At 72.2% G+C, this 18,886-nt stretch carries 20 protein-coding genes; 10 read left to right on the top strand and 10 right to left on the bottom strand.

What is annotated here, in order from left to right; translation table 11 throughout:
• Positions 1-515: 515 nt before the first annotated feature.
• On the bottom strand, positions 516-1,073 hold the full coding sequence (locus tag QMG73_RS33470; protein WP_281902455.1) for an ATP-binding protein: 558 nt from the start codon (positions 1,071-1,073) through the stop codon (positions 516-518).
• Between QMG73_RS33470 and QMG73_RS33465 the strand changes: the two genes are divergently transcribed.
• Together QMG73_RS33465 and QMG73_RS33460 are read left to right on the top strand one after the other, a co-directional pair.
• Positions 1,062-1,508 (top strand): hypothetical protein, encoded by a 447-nt coding sequence (locus QMG73_RS33465; protein WP_281902453.1) that lies wholly within the window; start codon positions 1,062-1,064, stop codon positions 1,506-1,508. The genes QMG73_RS33470 and QMG73_RS33465 overlap by 12 nt on opposite strands.
• A gap of 310 nt (positions 1,509-1,818) precedes the next feature.
• Positions 1,819-2,154, top strand: coding sequence for a hypothetical protein (locus tag QMG73_RS33460; protein ID WP_281902451.1), 336 nt, complete (start codon positions 1,819-1,821; stop codon positions 2,152-2,154).
• Here the strand turns inward: QMG73_RS33460 and QMG73_RS33455 are convergent, their stop codons facing one another.
• Entirely contained in the window at positions 2,155-3,360 is a 1,206-nt protein-coding gene (locus tag QMG73_RS33455) for an FAD-dependent monooxygenase (protein WP_281902449.1), read from the bottom strand.
• 66 nt (positions 3,361-3,426) lie between these two features.
• On the opposite strand from QMG73_RS33455, the gene QMG73_RS33450 reads away from it, so the two are divergent.
• Positions 3,427-4,380, top strand: coding sequence for a TetR/AcrR family transcriptional regulator C-terminal domain-containing protein (locus QMG73_RS33450; protein ID WP_281902446.1), 954 nt, complete (start codon positions 3,427-3,429; stop codon positions 4,378-4,380).
• Here the strand turns inward: QMG73_RS33450 and QMG73_RS33445 are convergent.
• The gene (locus QMG73_RS33445) at positions 4,310-4,771 is read right to left on the bottom strand and encodes a MarR family winged helix-turn-helix transcriptional regulator (RefSeq protein WP_281902444.1); all 462 of its coding nucleotides are present in this window, start codon (positions 4,769-4,771) and stop codon (positions 4,310-4,312) included. The two genes, QMG73_RS33450 and QMG73_RS33445, sit on opposite strands and share 71 nt — an antisense overlap.
• Positions 4,772-4,868: 97 nt before the next feature.
• On the opposite strand from QMG73_RS33445, the gene QMG73_RS33440 reads away from it, so the two are divergent.
• From QMG73_RS33440 to QMG73_RS33430, 3 genes are all read left to right on the top strand, one after another.
• On the top strand, positions 4,869-6,407 hold the full coding sequence (locus tag QMG73_RS33440) for an MFS transporter (RefSeq protein WP_281902442.1): 1,539 nt from the start codon (positions 4,869-4,871) through the stop codon (positions 6,405-6,407).
• Positions 6,408-6,444: 37 nt separating this feature from the next.
• Positions 6,445-6,648, top strand: coding sequence for a hypothetical protein (locus QMG73_RS33435; protein ID WP_281902441.1), 204 nt, complete (start codon positions 6,445-6,447; stop codon positions 6,646-6,648).
• 62 nt (positions 6,649-6,710) lie between these two features.
• Entirely contained in the window at positions 6,711-8,081 is a 1,371-nt protein-coding gene (locus QMG73_RS33430; RefSeq protein WP_281902439.1) for a tetratricopeptide repeat protein, read from the top strand.
• A 1-nt stretch (position 8,082) separates the two neighbouring features.
• Here the strand turns inward: QMG73_RS33430 and QMG73_RS33425 are convergent, their stop codons facing one another.
• Positions 8,083-8,781 carry a hypothetical protein gene (locus tag QMG73_RS33425; protein WP_281902436.1) on the bottom strand — a complete coding sequence of 233 codons (699 nt, stop codon included), beginning with the start codon at positions 8,779-8,781 and terminating at the stop codon, positions 8,083-8,085.
• A gap of 147 nt (positions 8,782-8,928) precedes the next feature.
• Between QMG73_RS33425 and QMG73_RS33420 the strand changes: the two genes are divergently transcribed.
• Complete coding sequence (locus QMG73_RS33420; protein ID WP_281902432.1) at positions 8,929-10,119, top strand: acyltransferase family protein; 1,191 nt, start codon at positions 8,929-8,931, stop codon at positions 10,117-10,119.
• Between the two features lie 230 nt (positions 10,120-10,349).
• On the opposite strand, the gene QMG73_RS33415 is transcribed toward QMG73_RS33420, so the two are convergent.
• The gene (locus QMG73_RS33415) at positions 10,350-11,243 is read right to left on the bottom strand and encodes a hypothetical protein (RefSeq protein ID WP_281902429.1); all 894 of its coding nucleotides are present in this window, start codon (positions 11,241-11,243) and stop codon (positions 10,350-10,352) included.
• 78 nt (positions 11,244-11,321) lie between these two features.
• Between QMG73_RS33415 and QMG73_RS33410 the strand changes: the two genes are divergently transcribed.
• Genes QMG73_RS33410 through QMG73_RS33400 form a run of 3 tightly spaced genes read left to right on the top strand, consistent with a single transcriptional unit; the run spans position 11,322 to position 13,523 of the window.
• A complete protein-coding gene (locus tag QMG73_RS33410) occupies positions 11,322-12,230 on the top strand; it encodes a DUF1996 domain-containing protein (protein WP_281902426.1) in 909 nt (302 codons plus the stop codon).
• Positions 12,231-12,288: 58 nt separating this feature from the next.
• Positions 12,289-12,810: a sigma-70 family RNA polymerase sigma factor gene (locus QMG73_RS33405; protein WP_281902425.1), complete on the top strand. Its 522-nt coding sequence runs from the start codon at positions 12,289-12,291 to the stop codon at positions 12,808-12,810.
• Entirely contained in the window at positions 12,810-13,523 is a 714-nt protein-coding gene (locus QMG73_RS33400) for an anti-sigma factor family protein (protein ID WP_281902424.1), read from the top strand. Before QMG73_RS33405 ends, QMG73_RS33400 begins: the two co-directional genes overlap by 1 nt.
• A gap of 7 nt (positions 13,524-13,530) precedes the next feature.
• Here QMG73_RS33400 and QMG73_RS33395 read toward each other — a convergent pair whose 3' ends face one another.
• From QMG73_RS33395 to QMG73_RS33375, 5 genes are all read right to left on the bottom strand, one after another.
• Entirely contained in the window at positions 13,531-14,775 is a 1,245-nt protein-coding gene (locus tag QMG73_RS33395; protein WP_281902421.1) for an MFS transporter, read from the bottom strand.
• A 91-nt stretch (positions 14,776-14,866) separates the two neighbouring features.
• A complete protein-coding gene (locus tag QMG73_RS33390) occupies positions 14,867-15,808 on the bottom strand; it encodes a hypothetical protein (protein WP_281902420.1) in 942 nt (313 codons plus the stop codon).
• 6 nt (positions 15,809-15,814) lie between these two features.
• Entirely contained in the window at positions 15,815-16,600 is a 786-nt protein-coding gene (locus QMG73_RS33385) for an SDR family NAD(P)-dependent oxidoreductase (protein ID WP_281902419.1), read from the bottom strand.
• Between the two features lie 10 nt (positions 16,601-16,610).
• Positions 16,611-17,789: an L-rhamnonate dehydratase gene (gene rhmD, locus QMG73_RS33380; protein WP_281902417.1), complete on the bottom strand. Its 1,179-nt coding sequence runs from the start codon at positions 17,787-17,789 to the stop codon at positions 16,611-16,613.
• A gap of 2 nt (positions 17,790-17,791) precedes the next feature.
• Positions 17,792-18,796, bottom strand: coding sequence for a zinc-dependent alcohol dehydrogenase (locus tag QMG73_RS33375; RefSeq protein ID WP_281902413.1), 1,005 nt, complete (start codon positions 18,794-18,796; stop codon positions 17,792-17,794).
• Positions 18,797-18,886 lie beyond the last annotated feature (90 nt).

Here is an 18,886-nt window from a genome sequence, read left to right as displayed (position 1 = left end):
AACCGCATGGATCAAGGCCGAATGCACGCGAAAAAGAGATCCAACCGCGTGCGTTCGTCCTGACCCGAAAGGGGCCCGCTGAGGGCGGGCGCGCCCCCTGCGCGCCGATCAAGGGCAATCGCATGGATCAAGGGCGAATGCACGCGAAAAGAGATCCAACCGCGTGCGTTTGCCCTTGATCGGCGTGTGGGGCGTGGCGACACGCCGTGCTGGGCTGGTCTGGGGGCGGACGTGCGTGGAAATGAGATCCAACCGCGTGCATTCGGCCTTGATCGGCGGAGGGGGCGTGGCGACACGCCGTGCCGGGCTGGGCTGGGGGCGGACGTGCGCGGAGAAAGAGATCCAACCGCGTGCGTTTGCCCTTGATCGGTCGGCGGGAGGTGTGCACGGCGTGGCGACATGCTGTCACGGGTGGGTGGCGGCGCCGCCGAGAGGACGGGCGCGGGCTGGGTTGCCGCTCCTTCAGCCACCTGAAGGAGGGCCAGGGCTTCTTGATGGATGGGGAGGAGGGTGGGTTAGCGGCCGCGGGGGAGGGTTTTCAGGCGGGGGTTGGCGGCTACGACTGGGCGGACGAGCTTGCCCGGCAGGATGACGCGCGACGTCATGCCCGCGTCGCCCCACGGGAACAGTGCCACTCTCGCGCGGAGCCGCCGGGCCAGCCGTTCGACGACCATGAGGCCGGAGGTTGTCGTTTCGCCGGCGTCCAGACCGGCTTGGCCGTTCAGGCGGGCGTTGAGTTGGTCGAGAACCTCGGGCTCCATGCCGGGGCCGCCGTCGTGGATGTCGACGAGGATGCGGCCGTCTCGCAGGGTGCCGCCCACCACGTGGACGGGTGAGCCGGCCGGAGAGAACATTGTCGCGTTGTCGAGCAGCTCGGCCAGCAGGTGGACGACGTCGACGACGGCCCACGGTGCGACCTCTACGGTCGGCAGGCACAGTACCTCGATCCGCCGATATTGCTCCACTTCGGACGCCGCCGCTATGGCCACATCGGACAGTGGTGCCGGCTGATTCCACCAGCGGACGGGTTCCTCGCCGCGCAGGGCGCGGAGGCTGGCGTCTTGTCGTCGCAATTGGACGGTCAGGTGGTCAAGGCGGAACAGCGCGTCGAGGCGTTCGGGGTCGGTTTCCGTGGCTTCCAGTTCGCTGATGAGCGCGAGCTGCCGGGCCAGGAGGTCCTGCGTGCGTTCGCCGACGGTGCGTTCGGCGGTGCGGGCCCGGCCGCGTTCGACGGCGGCGTCGACCTGGGCGCGGTATCGGGACGCGGGGACCGGAGGCTGGTATCCCGCGGTGCGCGGGTCATCGCTTGCCGCCTGGCCCGCCGCGTAGTCCCGGTCCGAGCGCGACCCTGGCGAAGCGGCGCCAGCAGCGCCAAACTCGCGGCCCGAACGCGGTCCAGCCGCCCCATTAAGGCCCGAGTGCGGTCCAGCCGCGCCGTCGAAGTCCGGGCGCTGTCCAGACGCGCCGTCGAAACCTGTGCGCTGGCCGAGTGCGTCGTCGCGCCCTGAGCGCGGATCCGGCGCGGGCGCGCCATTGAACGAACGGGATGCGGGCCCTCCGCCCGGGCCGAACCACTGGCTGGGCCCGCCGTCCTGCCCCGGCCTCGCATCAGGCGCCGCCGCACCGTACCCGGGCGCGCGGCCCGACCGCGAAGCCGACGAGCGCGGCGACGCACCCGCCGGAGCGCCGTAATCAGGAGCCTGAACCAAACGCGACGGGGGCGGGGGAGGAGCAAAGGAACCCGAAGGAGCTGACGAGCGCTGAGGGGAAGGGGAACGCGGAGGGGAAGGGGAACGCGGAGGGGCTGAGGAGCGCGGCATGGATGAGGAGAGCGGCGCGGGCGCTGTGCCGTACACGGGACCGCGTGGACGCGAGCCGCCAGCCGGCCGGGAGCCGCGCTGCGCGGGTGTCGGACCACGGTACGGCGGGCGGCCGGCGATCGCGGGCGTGCGGCGGCGTACACCTCGGGAGATCAGGTATCCGATCAGGATGACCAGCAGCGCGGCCGCGATGCCGGCACCGACCACGGGCGCGGCACCCCACGCCCGGACGGTGCCCGACTCTTCCGCGAACCTGTACGTCACGATGGCTCCCCCCACCGGCGCCTACCTCGATGAACGGAATGCGCCGGTCAGGAGTTCGACGAAATCGTGATCAAATTTGCTCGTACCCCTTCAGGGTGATGGCGTTGGCCGACTTCTGGATGTTTCCGGCCATCGCCGAACCGCCCGGAAGGTGCTGCATCGCCCGCACGACTTGGTCGCGGAGCCAGATGCCGCGCCGGGTCCGCGGCAGGAACCCGCGGGCGCCGCCCGGCGGCCGCTTCTGGTTGATCCGGACGTACTCGCGCATTTCCGCCTCGTAGCGCGTGAGTGCCGTCCGGTGGTCGCCGCCGGCGGTGGCCAGTTCGCCGGCGAGGACGTACGCGCCGACGAGCGCCATGCTGGTACCCATGCCGAGCGACCCGCCGTACGCGGCGTCGCCGAGCAGCACCGACCGCCCGCTGGACCAGTGGTCGACGCGCACCTCGCCGACCCGGCTGAGGTACAGGTCGTCGGTGTCGCGCAACTGCTCCAGCAGCCCGGGCAGTTCCCAGCCCTCGCCGGCGAAGACGCGCGCGAGGAGCCGCTTCTGCGCGGCCACGTCACGGACCTCGCCGGGCATGGGCGCCGCCGCGAACGCCAGCAGCGCGCGCACTTCGCCGCTGTCGCGGATCGGGTACAGCAGGCAGGCGCGACCGCCGAAACCGTTGCCGGCCGGGAGGTTGTGCATGAGTTCCCAGCCGGCCAGGTCGAGGCGGGTCTGCGCGGGGAAGTACGACATGTAGTACCCGAGGTCGCGCACGAACCGCGACTCGTCGCCGAACGCCAGCGCCCGCACACCCGAGCGCACCCCGTCGGCGCCGACCACCAGGTCGAAGGTGCGCGCCGGCGCGTGCCGGAACGTGGCCTTGACACCGTCGGCGCCCTCGCTCAAGCCGGTGATCATGTCGCCGTAGATGTACTCGATGTCGCCGGCCGCCTCTTGGAGCAGCCGCACCAGGTCGCCGCGCAGGATCTCGATTTCGGCGATCACGCCGCCGGAGTCACCCATGGCGTCGCCGCTCATGGTGGCGCGCCGGCGGCCGGTCGCGTCGACGTACGCGATGCCGTGGGTGCCGGTGTGGTGCGCGCGTACGGCGTCCATGAGACCCATCCGGCTCACCACTTCGCGGGCGGTGCCGCGGACGTCGATGGCCTGCCCGCCGGAGCGCAGGGCGGGCGCCCGCTCCACAATGGTTGGTGTGAATCCGTAGCGGCGCGACCAGTGTGCCAGGGCGAGCCCGGCGACGCCGGCTCCGGAGATCAGGATGTTCGTCATGCGGCAACGGTAGGGTTGGTGTGCGTACGATGTACACATGCACTAGTGCACTTCTGGGGAGGCGGGATGGAGCAGCCGTACCAGCGGATCGTCGCCGACATCCGCGACCGCATCGACTCCGGCCGGTTGCGTCCGGGTGACCGGGTGCCGTCGACGCGGCAGATCGTTCGCGACTGGGGAGTGGCGATGGCCACCGCGACCCGGGCGATCGCCGCGCTACGGGAAGCCGGGCTGGTGGACACGAGGCCGGGCGCCGGCACGACAGTCCGGCATCCACATCAGAAAGGCGAGCGGCGCGAGCCGGAGCTCAGCCGCGACCGGATCGTCCGCACCGCTGTCGCGCTCGCCGACGCCGAAGGGCTGGCGATGCTGTCGATGCGCCGGATCGCCGCCGACCTCGACGTGGCCACGATGACCCTGTACCGGTACGTCGCGAGCAAGGAGGAGCTGGTACTCGCGATGGTGGACGCGGTACACGGAGAGAGCCCGCTGCCGGCGCGGCCGCCGCACTGGCGGGCGGCGCTGGAGCGCGCCGCACGTCTGATGTGGACGGTCTTTCGCCGCCATCCGTGGGCGGCCGAGGCGCTGTCGATGACGCGCCCGCAACTCCTGCCGAACGTGCTCGCCTACGCCGACTTCAGCCTCGCCACACTGCGCGAGCTAGGGCTCGACGTGAGCGACACGATGCACATCCACCTGACCCTGTTCGGGCACGTGCGGGGCACCGCGCTCAACATCCAGTCCGAGGTGCGGGCCGAGCAGGACACCGGCCTGACCAGTGACGAATGGATCGAGACGCAGCGCCGGGCCATCGCCGCGGTGGTCGCCACCGGCCGGTTCCCGGCGTTCGCGGAGGTCTCCGGCCACCAGTTCGACTACGACCTCGACGCGGTCTTCGAGTACGGGCTCCAGCGCCTGCTCGACGGCGTGGCGGCACACGTCGACGCCCTCAGAGCGTCGGCAGCTCCTCGCGTCCGGGCGAAGCGCCCACGGCGGTCATCCGGCTCAACCACGCGTTGACCACGGCCAGCTCGCCTGCCGTGAAGCCCTCGGAGAGCCGGTCTTCCACCGCCTTGACCGCCGGACGCGCCGCGTCGTACCGGGCGTGGCCGGCGTCGGTGAGGAAGATCTGCTGCGCGCGGCGGTCCTGTGGATGCGGGCGGCGCTCGATGAGCCCGGCGCGCTCCAGGCCGCCGAGCATCTCGTTCGCGGACTGCCGGGCGGTCGACACCCGGCGCGCCACATCGGCGACGGACGCGCCGGGCTGCTCCGCGAGGATCATCAGCGACGCGAACTGCGCGACCGACAGCCCGTGCTCGTCCAGCGCCTCGGCCACCACGCCGCGCATGCTCAGCCAGGCGTGGCGGACCAGAAAGGTCGAGCATTCCTTGTCGTCGGTCACGGATCCCATTCTGCCCACCGTACTATTGACAGGTACCTGACGATCGTGCCACGGTTACCGCATGACCGTCAGGGACCTGTCATTATCCCACAGTCGCCAACGCCGTGTGCTGTCCGTTCTCGTCCTCTCCGCGGTGCTGATCTGGATCGACACGACGATCCTCGGCATCGCTCTCGAACACCTGGCCGACCCGCAGCGCGGCCTCGGCGCCACGCCGGGCGAGCTGCAGTGGGCGGTCGGCTCGTACGCGCTGCTGTTCGCCACCGCGCTGTTCGCCGCCGGCGCGCTCGGCGACCGGTACGGGCATCGCACGATCCTGGTCGCCGGCCTGGCGGCGTTCGGCGCGGCGTCCGTCTGGGCGGCCTGGGCCGGCGACGCGACGAGCCTGATCCTGGCCCGCGGCCTGATGGGCCTCGGTGGCGCGATGATCATGCCGACGTCGATGGCCATCATCGGCGTGACGTTCCCGCCGGAACGGCGGGCCGGCGCGATCGCCGCCTGGTCGGCGTCGAGCGGCCTCGGCGTCGCGCTCGGTCCGCTGCTCGGCGGCGTGCTGGTCGACCACTTCTGGTGGGGGTCGGTCTTCCTGGTCAACCTGCCCATCGTCGCGGTCGCCTTGGTCGGCATCATCGTGTACTCGCCAAACCCGCGCGCCGAGCGGCGACGCCGGCCCGATCCGCTGGGACTCGTCCTGTCCACGGCCGGCCTGGCGGCCCTCGCGTACGGGCTGATCGAGGGTGGGCAGGACGCCGACTGGGCGCGCGTCGAGGTGTGGGCGCCGATCGCCGCCGGGCTGGTCCTGATCGCGCTGTTCGTGAGGGTGGAGTGGCGGTCGCCGGACCCGAGCTTCGACCCGCGACTGTTCAGGAACGGCCGGTTCGCCGCCGGCAACCTGGCGCTCGCCGCCCTGTTCTTCGGCATCACCGGGCAGATGTTCTACGGCAACTTCTACCTGCAGGGCGCCCGCGGGATGTCCGCATTGGACACCGGACTGGCGTTCGTGCCCGGGGCGATCGGTGTCGTGGTCGGTTCGGGGCTCGGCCCGCGCCTGGTCAAGCGATTCGGGGTGGCCGCCGTTTCGGGTACCGCGCTGCTGGTGGTGGCCGCGTCGTTCGCCGCGAACCTCACGTTCGAGGTGGACACCCCGCTGGTGTGGTTCTGCACCGTGGGCGCGATCAGTGGGGTGGCCATGGGCGCCGTGATCGCACCGACCGTGGCCGCCGTGATCGCGGTGCTGCCGATGGACCGGATGGGCGCCGGCTCGGCCGTCAACAACACCGTGCGGCAGGTCGGCAGCGTGCTCGGCATCGCGGTGCTCGGTACCGTCCTCACCACCACGTACCGGGACCGGATCGCACCCGCCCTCGGCGGCCTGCCACCCGAGACGCGGACCGCCGCCGAGTCGTCCGCGGAGCACACCCGGTACGTGGCCGGTGCGCTCGGGCAGCCCGATCTGGCGGCCGCCGCGAACCGGGCGTTCGTGGATGCCATGCACGTCACGGCGCTTAGCGGGGCAGTGATCGCACTCGCGGGCGCGATCCTGTTGCTGTGGGCGTTCCGCACCAGTCGCACGCCGAGCCCGACCATCCAGTCCACACCAGACCGAGCAGCCGATCCGGCCACGAGCGCGGTGGCGGCATCCTGAGAGTCGACCGGCCACAGTGGCCTGAAGGGAGCCTCTCATGCTCGTCCACCGCGTTATCCCGCCCCTGGCAGTCGCGCTCGTCGCGGTCGCGTTCCTGCTCGCTGGCATCGCGGCCAGCCTGGTGACAAGCGCCGTCGGCGGTGCCGTGCCGCACCCCGTCACGCTGCTGGATCTCACGCTCAACCAGGTGATCCACTTTGACGCGCGGCTCCTTGCCTGTCCGACGGTGATGAACATGTGAGCCACGTATTGCCAACCACTGTTAGCATCCGTACCGTCACGGATGCGGAAGGTGGTCCCGGGGTGTTCGGTCGGTTCCGCAAAGAGAAGAACCCCGGCGACCAGTCCTCTGTGGACCAGGTGCGCCTCGCCATTCAGGCCATGCGGAGTGGCGACAACGCCCGCGCCATAGAGCATCTGACGGCCGCGTCCGGCACCACCGACATGAGCGTGCTCTCCGACATCGGCGCGTTCTTCCTGGAACTGGGCCGGCGCGACCGGGCATACGGCTGTTTCCAGCGCGCGGCCGACGCGGGCAACGCGGGCGCGATGCACAACCTCGGTGTGCTCAACAAGGAAGACGGCCGGGTCGACGAGGCCGAGCGGTGGTGGCGGGCGGCCGCCGACCGGGGCAACGTCGACACGTACAACAGCCTCGGCAACCTGCTGCGGCTTCGCGGCGACGACGCCGGGGCCCGGCGGTACTACCTGCTGGGCGCCGAGGCCGGCGTCGCCGACTCGATGTCCAATCTAGTCACGACGATGCTCGCCGAGGGCGACGTCGCCGGTGCCCGCCGGTGGGCCGACAAGCTCGCCACCAGCGGGCACCCGTCCGGGCAGTTCATGCGGATGGTCGTCGAGGAGTCCGAGCGCAATCCACGCCCGCCCAAGCAGCGCCAGCCAGCGCGTTCGGAAAGGGCGACACCGGTCACCGTCGACCCGTTCGACCCGCTGGGCACCGCCGAGCAGCTGCGACTCCAGGCACAGTCCACAGACGACCCGGCGGTGCTGGCCCTCGCCATCGACACCGCGCGGCTCGCGGTCGAGGCGAGCGCCGACGACCAGGCTTCGGCGGCCCACGCCCACGCGATCCTCTGTGTACTGCTGCGCACCGCCGCCGCCCGCACCGGTGACGAGGCGAAGCTGGCCGAGGCGGCGCGGGCCGGCCGATCCGCGGTCGCCGCCGCCGAGGCGAGCGGTGCCGGCCGGTCCCGCGCGTCGGGTGCGCTCGCCACCACGCTCATCGACCTGTACCAGCGCGGCGGCGACGTGTCGGTGCTGGTCGAAGCCGTCGTGGCCGGCCGCACGGCCGCCAGCACAGCCGAGGGCGACGACACCGAGCGAGCCGGCACCATCGGCAACCTCGTCAACGCGCTCGTGCTGCTCTACGACGCTCGCAAAGATTCAGCGGTCATCTTCGAAGCCGTCAAGCACGCGCGCTCCGCGATCGCGCTCGCGGAGCCCAGCGACCCGCGGTTCCCGCCGATCGCCATCAGCGCCGCGCAGGCGTTGTGGCAGTACTGCGTGGCGACGAAGACGCTCAGCGCGTTCGACGAAGCGCGCCAGCTGGCGCACGCGGCGCTGAGGGCGCTGCCACCGGGGCACCCCAACCAGCCCGCCATCACCCAGTTCGTAGGGATGCTCGAACAGGCGGCACGCGCGCTGGGCCGCTGAGTCAGCGCCGTGCCACCGTCAGCGTCGACACTCCCGCCGCCACGTCGATGTCGTACCGGTCGCGGGCGGCGGCCCACTGCGGCGGTTCGAAGACGGTGCCGCCCGCCACGCCGGTGTGGCCCTGACCGTCCACAGTGACCTGAGCGGCGCCGCTGCCGACCCGTACCCGGGCCGGGGCGCCACCGGCCGTCCGCACGCTCACCTGACCGGCGCCGCCGGTGACCCGTACCGGAAGGGTGCCGGCCGCGGACGGCAGCACGAGGTCGATGGCGTTGGCGCCGCCGGCCAGGTCCACGGCCGATACCGGGCCGGCGCCGAGGTCGAGCCGCTGGTCGGCGGCGCCTGCCGCGATGCGCACGTGCCAGGCGACCGCCGCGCTGAGCCGCACGTCGACCGAGGACGTACCGCCCGGCAGCGCCAGCCGGACCACGCCGTCCTCGCCGATCACGTCCGGCCGGTCCGGGGAGTCGGGGTGGGAAGCCGAGATCCGGTACAGGTCGCCGCCCAGGTCGGCCGAGCGAACCAGCACGACGGTCGCCCCGCTCACCAGCTCGAACGTCGCCGAGTCCCGGTCGCCGCGTGGCGCGGACAGCACCACGTCGTCGCCGTCGCGGGCGGCCTCGACCAGCGCCACGAGCACGGTCGCCGCGGCCACCACCGCGACCGCCACGCCAGCCACGATCCACCACAAGCGCCTCATGCGTCCGGTGTACCCGAGATCGACGGCGGTCATACCTCCGGCCGGTTAGGGGGCAGCGCGACGGCCCGTCGGGGTGACAGGATCGATGCGTCGGGACGACCAGCGGGGGTCGGTATGGCCAGCGAACAGCCAGCGAGTGCACGGGCAGTGGCGCGTCCGGTGGCGGCCGAGCGGCGCCCTGAGCTCGACGCGATCCGCGCGCTGGTCGTGGTGGGGCTGGTCTTCTTCCACTCGGCGCTGGTCTTCGACACCGAAGACGACTACTACGTCAAGAACCCCGAGACCACGAGCGCCATCATGATCATGGCGGGGTTCGCGGTGGTGTGGGCGATGCCGATCCTGTTCCTGATCGCGGGGCTCGGCTCGTGGCATTCGATGCGCAAGCGCGGTCCGGGCGGGTTCGCGGTCGAGCGGCTGCTCCGGCTGGGCGTGCCGCTGGTGTTCGCGACGCTGACGATCATCCCGATACCGCAGTGGCTGCGGCTGCGCGCCGCCGATCCCGGTTACGACGAGTCGTACCCGCGCTTCCTGCTGAGCTTCTTCGACGTGCACCTCGACCTGGCCGACTTCCCGTTCATCCTCGGCGGCGAGCACTTCGAGACCGGGCACCTGTGGTTCGTGGTGCTGCTGCTGGCGTTCTCGCTCATGCTGGCGGCGGTGGTGCGGCTGCTGGCCGGTCGCGCCGCGTCGACCGGTGACGGGATCGCGGCGGCGGTCACGCGGCACCGCGGCCTGGTGCTGCTGCCGGCACTGCCGATCGCGGTCATCTGTGCGCTGGTCGGGCTGGAGGAGGCGTTCGCCGGCTGGAGTCGCTGGGCGTACCTGCTGTTCTTCCTGTTCGGCTTCGTCATGGCGGCCGACGGGCGATACCGCGAGGCCATGCGCCGCGACGCGGTGATCGCCGCTGTCGTGGGCGTCGCGGCGTTCGCGGCCGGCATGCCGCTGTTCCTGGCCGTCGACGAGCCGTTCACGGAGCTGACGCCGCTGGCGATGACCGCTCGCGCGTTCTTCGGGGTGGCCGGGTGGTGCTGGGTGACCGGCATCCTCGGCCTGCTCGACCGTCGCCGCCGGCCCGCGCCCGACCCGGCGCGAGCCACCAGACCGCCGAGTCGCAAGGCCCGCGCGTACGCCTATCTCGGCGCGGCCGTGCTGCCGCTCTACATCCTGCACCAGCCGATCGTCGTGGCGGTCGCCTATCAGGTGGTGCGGTGGGACGCGTCGATCTTGGTGAAGTACCTCGCGCTCGTGGCGGCGTCGCTCGCGCTCACGCTGGCGGCGTACGACCTGCTCGTGCGGCGCACCGCGGTGACCCGCTTCTTGTTCGGCATGCGCCCCTGACGATCTATTCGAAGGGATATTGAGCTACCGCGACGTCCGCCGCGCGTAGGACCGCCGCTCCCGCGGCCTCGCCGTCCGCGGCTACACGACCCGCGCCCGGACGTGGCGGCGAAATCCCTGATGTTGCTGCCTCCGAGCGCTGCGGATGCGACAAAATCAGGGATTTTGTCGGGATCTTGGGCGTGACTGGGTGCGGAGGGTGAGGCCGCATTCCCCTTGGAATAGATCGTCTAAGACGCGACGCGTTTGGCGCGGGATCCGTCGGGGGAGACCGCGAACCAGTCGTCGCCCACGCCGTGGCCGGCGGTCTGGCCGAGCTTCCGGTCGGTGCGGAAGTAGTACAGGGGGCGGCTGTCGAGCGTGAGCTGCTGGGCGCCGCCCGGCCGGGTGATCACGCCGACGAGGCTGGCGTCGAGGGTGGCGTCGATCTGCACGCCGTCCGGTGCCAGTACCGGCTCCCAGCGTTCCAGGCACTCGCCGGTGCACGCGCTCTTCGGCGGGTTCGTGCGGTCCCGGTCGTACCGGTACACCGTGCGGCCGGTGCCGTTGATCACGACGGGGGAGAAGCGGTCCAGGTACGCCACCCGCAGGACCTGCGGCCGGCCGGAGGTGCCCGGTTTCGCCGGTGCGGCCGCCTGCTCGGCTTTCCCGCCGCGCGGCCCGATCGCGAACCAGACGTTGCCCGCGCCGTGTCCGGCGGTCTGGCCGAGCCGCACGTCCTTGCGGAAGTGGTACATCGGCCAGCCGTCCAGGGTCAGCTGCTTACCGCCGTCCAGCCGGGTCACGGTGCCGACCATCTGCGGCTCGATGCCCGTCTCGACCCGGAAACCGTCCGGCGCCAGCACCGGCTCCCAGGTCTTCAGGCACATGGTCCAGCACTCGCTGGCCGGAGGATCGGTCGAGTCGCGGTCGAACCGGTACACCGTGCGCCCGTCACCGCTGATCACGATGGGCGAGAACCCGTCGAGCTCGGCCACCCGCAGCACCAGAGGCGCCGAACCACCGGCCCCGGAGGCAGGGCCGGTGGCAGGCCCCGTGACGTCAGGGACAGAGCGTGCCGCTGGCGCCCCGCACCCCGCCAGCGCGGCGGCGACGATGAGGACGATCAGCGGACGGGTACTCATTGGACTCACCCCGCGTTGCGATCGCCAGGCGGGCAGGCAATTGTCGCCAGGACCGGCGCTGGCTCTACGGTGATTGATGTGGTTGCCTCCAATACGGCCAGCCGTGCCGGCCGGTTCACGGTATTTCTGGTTCTCGCGTTCGCGCTGCAGGCGTGCGGTTCACAGTCGACGGACGAGCGCGCCGATGATCCTTACTACGCGAAGGTCACCGCGTCGGGCAGCGAGCCGACGCTCGGCCCCAACGTCTTCACCTGGTCCTGCGGGCGCAACCTCGAAGGCCACCGCAACACCGCCAACTACGTCGTCGCGCCCGGCGTGCCCGGCCCGCCGCATCACGTGCACGACTACGTCGGCAACCTCTCGACCGGGCTCGACTCGACCGACGCGACCCTCGCCGCCGCGGATACGACCTGCACCAACGGCGACAAGTCCACGTACTACTGGCCGGTCTTGAGGAAGGGCGTTCGCGCCGATACCGGCCACGGCGAGATCGAGGTGCCGCTGTCGGTGACGCTGACGGCGTACCCGGACCCGAATAGCGAGGTCGTGGCGATGCCGCGGCTCATGAGGGCGACCACCGGCGACGCCCGCGCCGCCACCCACGACACCGGGCTGGCCCGGCCCACCTGGACCTGCGCGGGCGGCGGCTCGCTCGGCACCCGCTACCCGCTGTGCCCCCGAGGGGCGCGGGTGCTGCGCGTGTTCGACTTTCCGAGCTGCTGGGACGGGCGGCGCGTCGACAGCCCGGACCACCGCGCCCACCTGGTGTTTCCCGGACAGCAGGGGTGTCCATCCGGGACATTCGCGGTGCCGCGGCTGCGGCTGGTGGTGGCGTACTCGCGGCCGGACGGCGACCGGTTCGCGATCGACGGGTTTCCGGACCAGCGGGGCAACCCGGTGACCGACCACGCGTTCCTGGTCAACCTCATGTCGGAGAAGCTGATGACCCGCATCGTGAAATGCCTGAACACCGGCGAGGATTGTTAGTGAACCGATCGCGCGGTCCCGTCGTAGTGCCAGTGACCGCGGGGAGAGGGGCGGGCGGATGGCTTCCAGCGACGAGGCGCTGGTGAGGTCGCTGTACGAGCAGCATGGCAAGGCGCTGCTGGCGTACGCGAGCCGGGTGACCGGTGACCGTGCGCTGGCCGAAGACGTGCTGCAGGAGACCCTCATCCGGGCCTGGCGGCACGCCGCGACGCTGTCGGAGCAGACCGGCTCGATCCGGGGCTGGCTGTTCACGGTGGCGCGCAACGTCATGACCGACAAGATGCGCGCGAAGTCGATCAGGCCGACGGAGGTCGCCGAGTCGCCGGCCACGGTGCCGGTCGAGCGTGACCACGCCGATCGGGTGGTCGACTCCGTGGTGGCGATGGACGCCCTGGAACGCCTCTCCGAGGAGCACCGCAGCGTGCTCGTGGAGATCTACTTCGAGGGGCGCAGCGTCGCGGAGACCGCGGAACATCTCGGCATCCCGCCGGGCACCGTCAAGTCCCGGTCCCACAACGCGATGAAGAACCTGCGAGAACTGCTGCTCGGGCGCTCCGCCGCCCTGAAAGGGGTGGCGTGATGAGCGCTGGTTCCCACGAGGCGCCGCAGCTTGGCGCGTACGTGCTGGAGACGCTCGACCCCGACGAGCGGCACGCTGTCGACGCCCACCTCGCCGAGTGCCCGGAGTGCCGGGCCGACCTGGCGGAGCTGGAGGCGGTGAAGGATTTGCTCAACGACATCCCGTCGGAGGCCCTGCTGCAGGGCCCGCCGGACGCCGACCTGGTGCTCCAGCGGACGCTGCGCCAGGTGCGCGGCGAGGCCACGCGGAGCAGCCGGCGCCGTTGGGTGCCGGCGGTCGCCGCGGCGGCGGTCGCACTAGCTGGGGCGCTCGGCGCCGGGGTCGCGGTGGGCCGCAATACGGCCCCGGCGCCGAGTGCCCAGACCACACCGTCGGCGCCGTCGGTGTCGGTGACGTCTGCTGTACCGGGCACCCGCGCCGGCACGGTCGAGGACCCGTCGAGCGGGGTGCGCCTGACCGCCCGCGTCGTACCGGCCGCCGGCTGGGTGCGGGTCAACGCCGCGGTCAACGGCATCCCCGCTGGGGAGAACTGCCGGCTGATCGTGGTGGGCAAGGACGGCTCGCGGGAGATCGCCGCTGGCTGGATCGTGTCGAAGGCCGGCGAGAGCGGCGGCACCACGCTGGACGGCAGCGCGGCGGTGGCCCCGGACAACGTGGCCGCGGTAGAGGTGGTCAACACGGCCGGCCGCCGCTTCATCACCCTCCCGGTGTAACCCCTGGTCAGGGCCGGGTGTGGAGGGGCCAGACGTCGCGGGAGTTGTGGTTCAGGGCCACGTCGAATCGGGCGATCCGCACGCGCGGCGGGGCCGCCAGCGGGGTGAGCATCGCCAGCAGCGCGAACGCGGCACCGACGCCCGCTGTGGCGGCCGCCGTGCCCGAGGCGCCGCCCGCGAACGCGAGCCCCGCGATCACGCCCAGCGCCAGGGCGCCGTTGAACGCGCCGCCGGCCAGCCCGGAGCGGTGCACCGGTACCCCGGCCAGCGCGAGCACGGTGCCCGCCGCGAACACCAGCGCCAGCCCGGCACCGAGCAGCACGAGCCCGGGCAGCACCACCGTCACGTACCCGGTGTCGGGGCCGACGCGCGAGAGCAGGAGCAGCCCGGCGGCGCCGGACGCGAGTCCCGCCGTCAGCAGTGCGGGCGCGGCATCGCGGCGGGCCGGCACCCGCGCGGCCAGGGGGCGGCGGGCGAGGTAGCCGGCGAGTACGAGCGCCGCGACGCCCGGCAGGAGCGCCGGGACGAGGCGGTCCGCGGGCAGCGCCGCCACGAGCAGCAGGCCGGCGAGTGCCGCGCCGGTGGCGCAGAGTCCGATCGCCAGCAATCCCAGGACCCGGCGGCGATCGGCCAGGTACGCCACCGGCCGCGGCGCCCGGCCACGCCCCCGCCCGCGCTGCGGGTCCGAGACGAGTCGCGGCGCCAGGTGCAGGGCGGCGGCCGAGACCAGTACCGCCGGCGCGAAGCACCAGCGCCACGAGACCCAGTCGTCCACGGCGCCGGGGAGCAGGGCGCCGGCGATGGCGCCCAGCACCGACAGGCCGCCCCACGCGGCGGCCACCTTCGGCTGCGCGCCGCGGGCGGTGCGCAGGCGTACCGCTGCCAGCGCCGCCGGGGCGATGAGCGCGGCACCCGCGCCCTGCCCGAGCCGCGCGATGGTCAGGGTCGCGAAGCCGGCGGCGAGCGCCGCCGCGATCGAGGCGCCCGCGAACGCCGCGAGCCCCACCACCAGCAGCGGCCGCGCCCCGAACCGGTCGACCAGGCGGCCGCCCACCGGCAGCAGCACGCCGAACGCGAGCGCGTACGCGACACCCACGAGCGCCGCGGCGGCCGGGTCGAGCCCCAGCTCGCGGCCGATCGCGGGCAACGGAAGAGCGACCACGGTCATCGTGGCGACCACCGTGGCCTGCACGGCGCCGAGCAAGGCGTATGCCTGACCGCGCCGGTCGACGTCGTTGACGGCGTCATTCATGGCCCAGGCTCCTCCCGCGCGAGAAGCGGCCAACTTCGACCTATACGTCGGTGGGGGCCAACCGGTTCACACGATTTCTGCTCAGCGCTGCTTATTCGCCGCGATTGGCACGGGCCACTTCCCACAGCGTCTGGAGGCTGATGACCTGCGTCGGGCCGGAGAGCGCCGCGCGCAGCCGCTGGTTGGCGGGCTCGGGCGCCGGTGGCGGCGCGGCATCGCCGAGCAGCGCCTGCCAGTGCGCCGCCGCCTCCCGCTGGCTGGCCAGCTCGGCGTGGCGCCGCTCGCGTTCGCGTTCGTCGGCCTCCTGGCGGCGGCGCCGGCCACGCGCGGCCGCGTCGCGCGCGATCGCACGCGCCTGCGCGGCCGCCGCCGAGCGCTGCGGGGGTACTGCCAGCCGCGCCCGCCGCTGCCACGCCTCCCGCGCCGCGAGCTGGGCCGCGACCAGGCGCTCGCGGTTGCCGGAGATCTGCTGGTTGATCGCGGGAAGCGGGTTCTGCTCCTCGTCGAGCCAGCCGCGCAGCCGGCGCTTGACGTACGCCTCGGTGATCTTCGGATCGGAGGTGGCGGTGGGTACGTCGCCCGGTTGAGCCTCGCCGGTCGGCAGGTGGTCGAGCGCGTATACCACGTCGCGCGGGGTCCACCCGGTGTCGAACCAGCGCTGGAGCAGCAGCCGCAGCCGGTCGCCGCCGACCCGGCGCAGCGTGGGGGAGATGTAGCAGAGCCACTCGCAGGCCATGAGCTGCTCGGTGTAGCCGACCGGCACGTCGTGCATCGGCCACTGTGCCGGTGGCCGCCCGAGCGGGTGACAGCGCCGGCACTTGCGGGCGCCGGACGTGTCGCGGATCATCCGATCGTTCTGGTCGCACTCGCCGCACCAGGCGCGCCGCCGATACGGGTCTTCGTCGCGGCCGGCCAGGGGGTTGCACCGGTCGCAGCGACGGCCGTCGGCGGTGAGCCGCGTGCGGCGGTCGCACTCGCCACACCAGCGGCGGGCCTCGGCGATCGGTTCGGCGGTCACGCCGTAGTCTCGCACGGTTCGCTACTGGAGGTTGACGAATAGGCCGCCGTCCACTAAGAGTGCCGAGCCGGTGACGTAGCGGGCCGCGTCGGAGGCGAGAAAGACGACCGGTCCGGCGATGTCGTCGGGCTCGCCGAAGCGCCCGAGCGGGATGCGCCCGTCCAGGTACGCGCGCTTGTCCGGGTCACTCCAGTCGTCCTTGTTGATGTCGGTGGCGATCGCGCCGGGCAGTACCGAGTTGCAGGTGATGCCGTGCGGCCCCAGCGGTATCGCCATCGACTGCATCAGCGAGTGCATTCCCGCCTTGGTGGGCGTGTAGTGGGTCTGCATGCCGCCGCCGACCAGCGCGCTGATCGAGCTGATGCCGATGATCCGGCCGCCGCGCCCCTGCTCGACCATCACCCGGGCGGCCGCCTGCGAGCACAGGAACGCCCCCTTGAGGTTGACGCCGTGCACCCTGTCCCACAGCTCCTCGGGCATCGTGAGGAAGTCGTGGAACGGGCAGATGCCGGCGCTGTTGACCAGTACGTCCAACCCGCCGAGCTCCTTGACGACCGTGTCGACCATCTGGCGCACGGCCGCGCCATCGGCGACGTCGGCCTCGACGGCGAGCCCCCGCCGGCCCAACGCCTCGATCTCGGCGACCACGCCGGCCGCGTCGGCGGCGTTGTCGCGACCGAACTCGGCCTCCGCCGGCCGGTGGTAGTTGACCGCGACATCGGCGCCGGCCGCCGCGAGCCCGAGGGCCACGCCGCGCCCGATCCCCCGCGACGCACCGGTGACCAGTGCCGTCCGTCCATTGAGCACAGTGCTCCTCCTAATGGGTGTGCGGGCGGGACAGGTCGAGCTCGCGGTTGAGGCGTACGCCGAAGCCGGGGCGGTCGGGCACGCGCAGGCGGCCGCCCTCTGGCACCGGCTCGTCGAGCAGCAGCGGGTGCAGCATCGGCACCACCTCGGTGGCGTCCGGGTGCATCATCAGGAACTCCGCGAACGGGCTGTTCGGCCGGCTGAGCACGAAGTGGTACGAGTACACGCTGGAACCGTGCGGCACGACGGCCTTGCCGTGGCTGTCGGCGAGCGCGGCGATCCGCCGCAGCTCGGTGATGCCGCCGCACCAGCCCACGTCGGGCTGGACGATGTCGACCTGGCCCGTCTCCAGCAGCAGCCGGAAGCCCCACCGGGTGGCCTCGTGCTCGCCCGCGGTCAGCAGCATCCGGGCCGGCATGCGGCGGCGCAGGTCGGCGTGGCCCCAGTAGTCGTCGGGCAGGAGCGGCTCCTCGATCCAGCGCAGCCCGTACTCGTCGGCGGCGTGCGCCAGCCGGGTCGCGTAGTCGAGGTCGAGCGACATCCAGCAGTCCCACATGAGCCAGAAGTCGTCGCCGACCCGCTGGCGCATCGCGGCGAGCGCGTCGAGGTTGGCGCGCAGGCCCTCCTCGCCTTCCGCGGGGCCGTGCCTCAATGGCAGCTTGCCGCCGATGAAGCCCATCTTCTGGGCCAGGTCTGGGCGCGGGCCGGTGGCGTAGAAGACAAGTTCGTCGCGGACGGCGCCGCCGAGCAGGTGGTACACCGGCTCCTGCCGTACCTGGCCGAGCAGATCCCACAGCGCCAGGTCGATCCCGCTGACCGTGTTGAGCACCAGACCCTTGCGTCCATAGTGGAGAGTGGACAGGTACAGCTGGTCCCAGATCTTCTCCAGGTCGGTGACCCGCTGCCCCTCGACGAGGCCGGCCAGGTGCTTCTCGACGATCCAGGCACCGGGCTCGCCGCCCACCGTCACGCCGAGCCCGACGCTCCCGTCATCCGCCTCGGCCTCGACGACCAGCGTCCCCAACGCGTTCAGCCCGAACGACTGTCTACTGTGGCGGTACTCCGGGTAGCGGGCCATCGGCGTGGCGATGTGATCGTCGATCCAGTGCCCGGCCGCCTGGTCGTGATAGTCGGCGCCCCCGCCCCGCACCGTGTACGCGCGCAGCTGCCGGATCCTCGGCACGGCCATCGTCAGCCCTCCAGACTCACCAGTACCTTGCTGGCGTCGAGCGTGCCGGCGGCCAGCCCCGCGAACGCGGCCGGTGCCTCGTCGAGCGATACCCGCCCCTCGACCAGATGCGCCAGCTCGGGCGGCCCGCTCGCCACCCACGCGGCGGTCTCCTCGAACTCGCGCGCCGGATAGCAGAAGCTGCCGATGACGCTGCGCTCGAACGTGCTGATCGCGTAGGCGCCGAGGGTGACGTCGGGCGCGTTCATGCCGACCAGTACCACCCGGGCACCGGGCGTGGACGCCTCGAAGGCGCCGCGCAGGCTGGCGCTGGAACCGACGGCGTCCAGCACGACGGTGCGGTCCTGCCGGCTACTGCGGTCATTTCGGCTACTGAGCGCGCTGGGCTCGACCGCCTCGAAGCCGAGCCGCTCGACCAGCGCTCGACGGCCGGGATGCGGCTCGCTGACAAGTACCTCGTGGGCGCCGAGGCGGCGGGCGGCGAGCGCGCACGCCTGGCCGATCGGGCCGCCGCCAGCGACGAGGACCCGGTCGTCCGGGCTCACGCCGCCGCGCATGGCGGCGTGGTAGCCGACGGCGAGCGGTTCGACCAGGGCGCCGTGCTCTTCGGGAACCCCGTCGGGCAGGACGACGGCGTTCGGCGCCGGCACGGTCATCAACTCCGCGAAGGCCGACGAGATCGCCGGATCCACGCCGATGACGCGGCGCGTGGGGCAGAGCTGCGCGGTGCCGGCGGCGCAGGCGGGGCAGTGGCCACATCCGAGTACCGGGTTGACGGTCACGAGCGTGCCTTCCGGCAGCCCGCCCTCGACGACCCGGCCAACGGTCTCGTGCCCCATCACCTGTCCGGGGTGCCGGCGACCGTTTTCTCCGGTGTATCCGTGCAGATCGGAGCCGCAGATCCCGGTCGAGAGCACCCGGATCAGCAGCTCGCCCGGCGCGGCGACGGGGTCAGGGCGCCGCTCGACCCGGATGTCACCAGGACCGCGAAAGACGAGTGCGCGCACGCCCGGACTCTAAACCGCCGCCCGCCAAAACTTCAAGAACCAGAACAGCAGTTCACGTACCCGAACAGGAAGGTGGTGTCCGACACCGGC

It is taken from the genome of Phytohabitans aurantiacus, from assembly GCF_027923225.1.
Taxonomy (GTDB): domain Bacteria; phylum Actinomycetota; class Actinomycetes; order Mycobacteriales; family Micromonosporaceae; genus Phytohabitans; species Phytohabitans aurantiacus.
This window is presented reverse-complemented; position numbering and strand designations above follow the sequence as displayed.

Excerpts from the sequence above, each read along its gene's own strand:
- QMG73_RS33435 (WP_281902441.1), top strand. The coding sequence starts at position 6,445 with ATGCTCGTCCACCGCGTTATCCCGCCCCTGGCAGTCGCGCTCGTCGCG.
- QMG73_RS33460 (WP_281902451.1), top strand. The coding sequence starts at position 1,819 with ATGGATGAGGAGAGCGGCGCGGGCGCTGTGCCGTACACGGGACCGCGT.
- QMG73_RS33455 (WP_281902449.1), bottom strand. The coding sequence starts at position 3,360 with ATGACGAACATCCTGATCTCCGGAGCCGGCGTCGCCGGGCTCGCCCTG.
- QMG73_RS33405 (WP_281902425.1), top strand. The coding sequence starts at position 12,289 with ATGGCTTCCAGCGACGAGGCGCTGGTGAGGTCGCTGTACGAGCAGCAT.
- rhmD (WP_281902417.1), bottom strand. The coding sequence starts at position 17,789 with ATGGCCGTGCCGAGGATCCGGCAGCTGCGCGCGTACACGGTGCGGGGC.
- QMG73_RS33400 (WP_281902424.1), top strand. The coding sequence starts at position 12,810 with ATGAGCGCTGGTTCCCACGAGGCGCCGCAGCTTGGCGCGTACGTGCTG.
- QMG73_RS33445 (WP_281902444.1), bottom strand. The coding sequence starts at position 4,771 with ATGGGATCCGTGACCGACGACAAGGAATGCTCGACCTTTCTGGTCCGC.
- QMG73_RS33415 (WP_281902429.1), bottom strand. The coding sequence starts at position 11,243 with ATGAGTACCCGTCCGCTGATCGTCCTCATCGTCGCCGCCGCGCTGGCG.
- QMG73_RS33395 (WP_281902421.1), bottom strand. The coding sequence starts at position 14,775 with ATGAATGACGCCGTCAACGACGTCGACCGGCGCGGTCAGGCATACGCC.
- QMG73_RS33450 (WP_281902446.1), top strand. The coding sequence starts at position 3,427 with ATGGAGCAGCCGTACCAGCGGATCGTCGCCGACATCCGCGACCGCATC.
- QMG73_RS33425 (WP_281902436.1), bottom strand. The coding sequence starts at position 8,781 with ATGAGGCGCTTGTGGTGGATCGTGGCTGGCGTGGCGGTCGCGGTGGTG.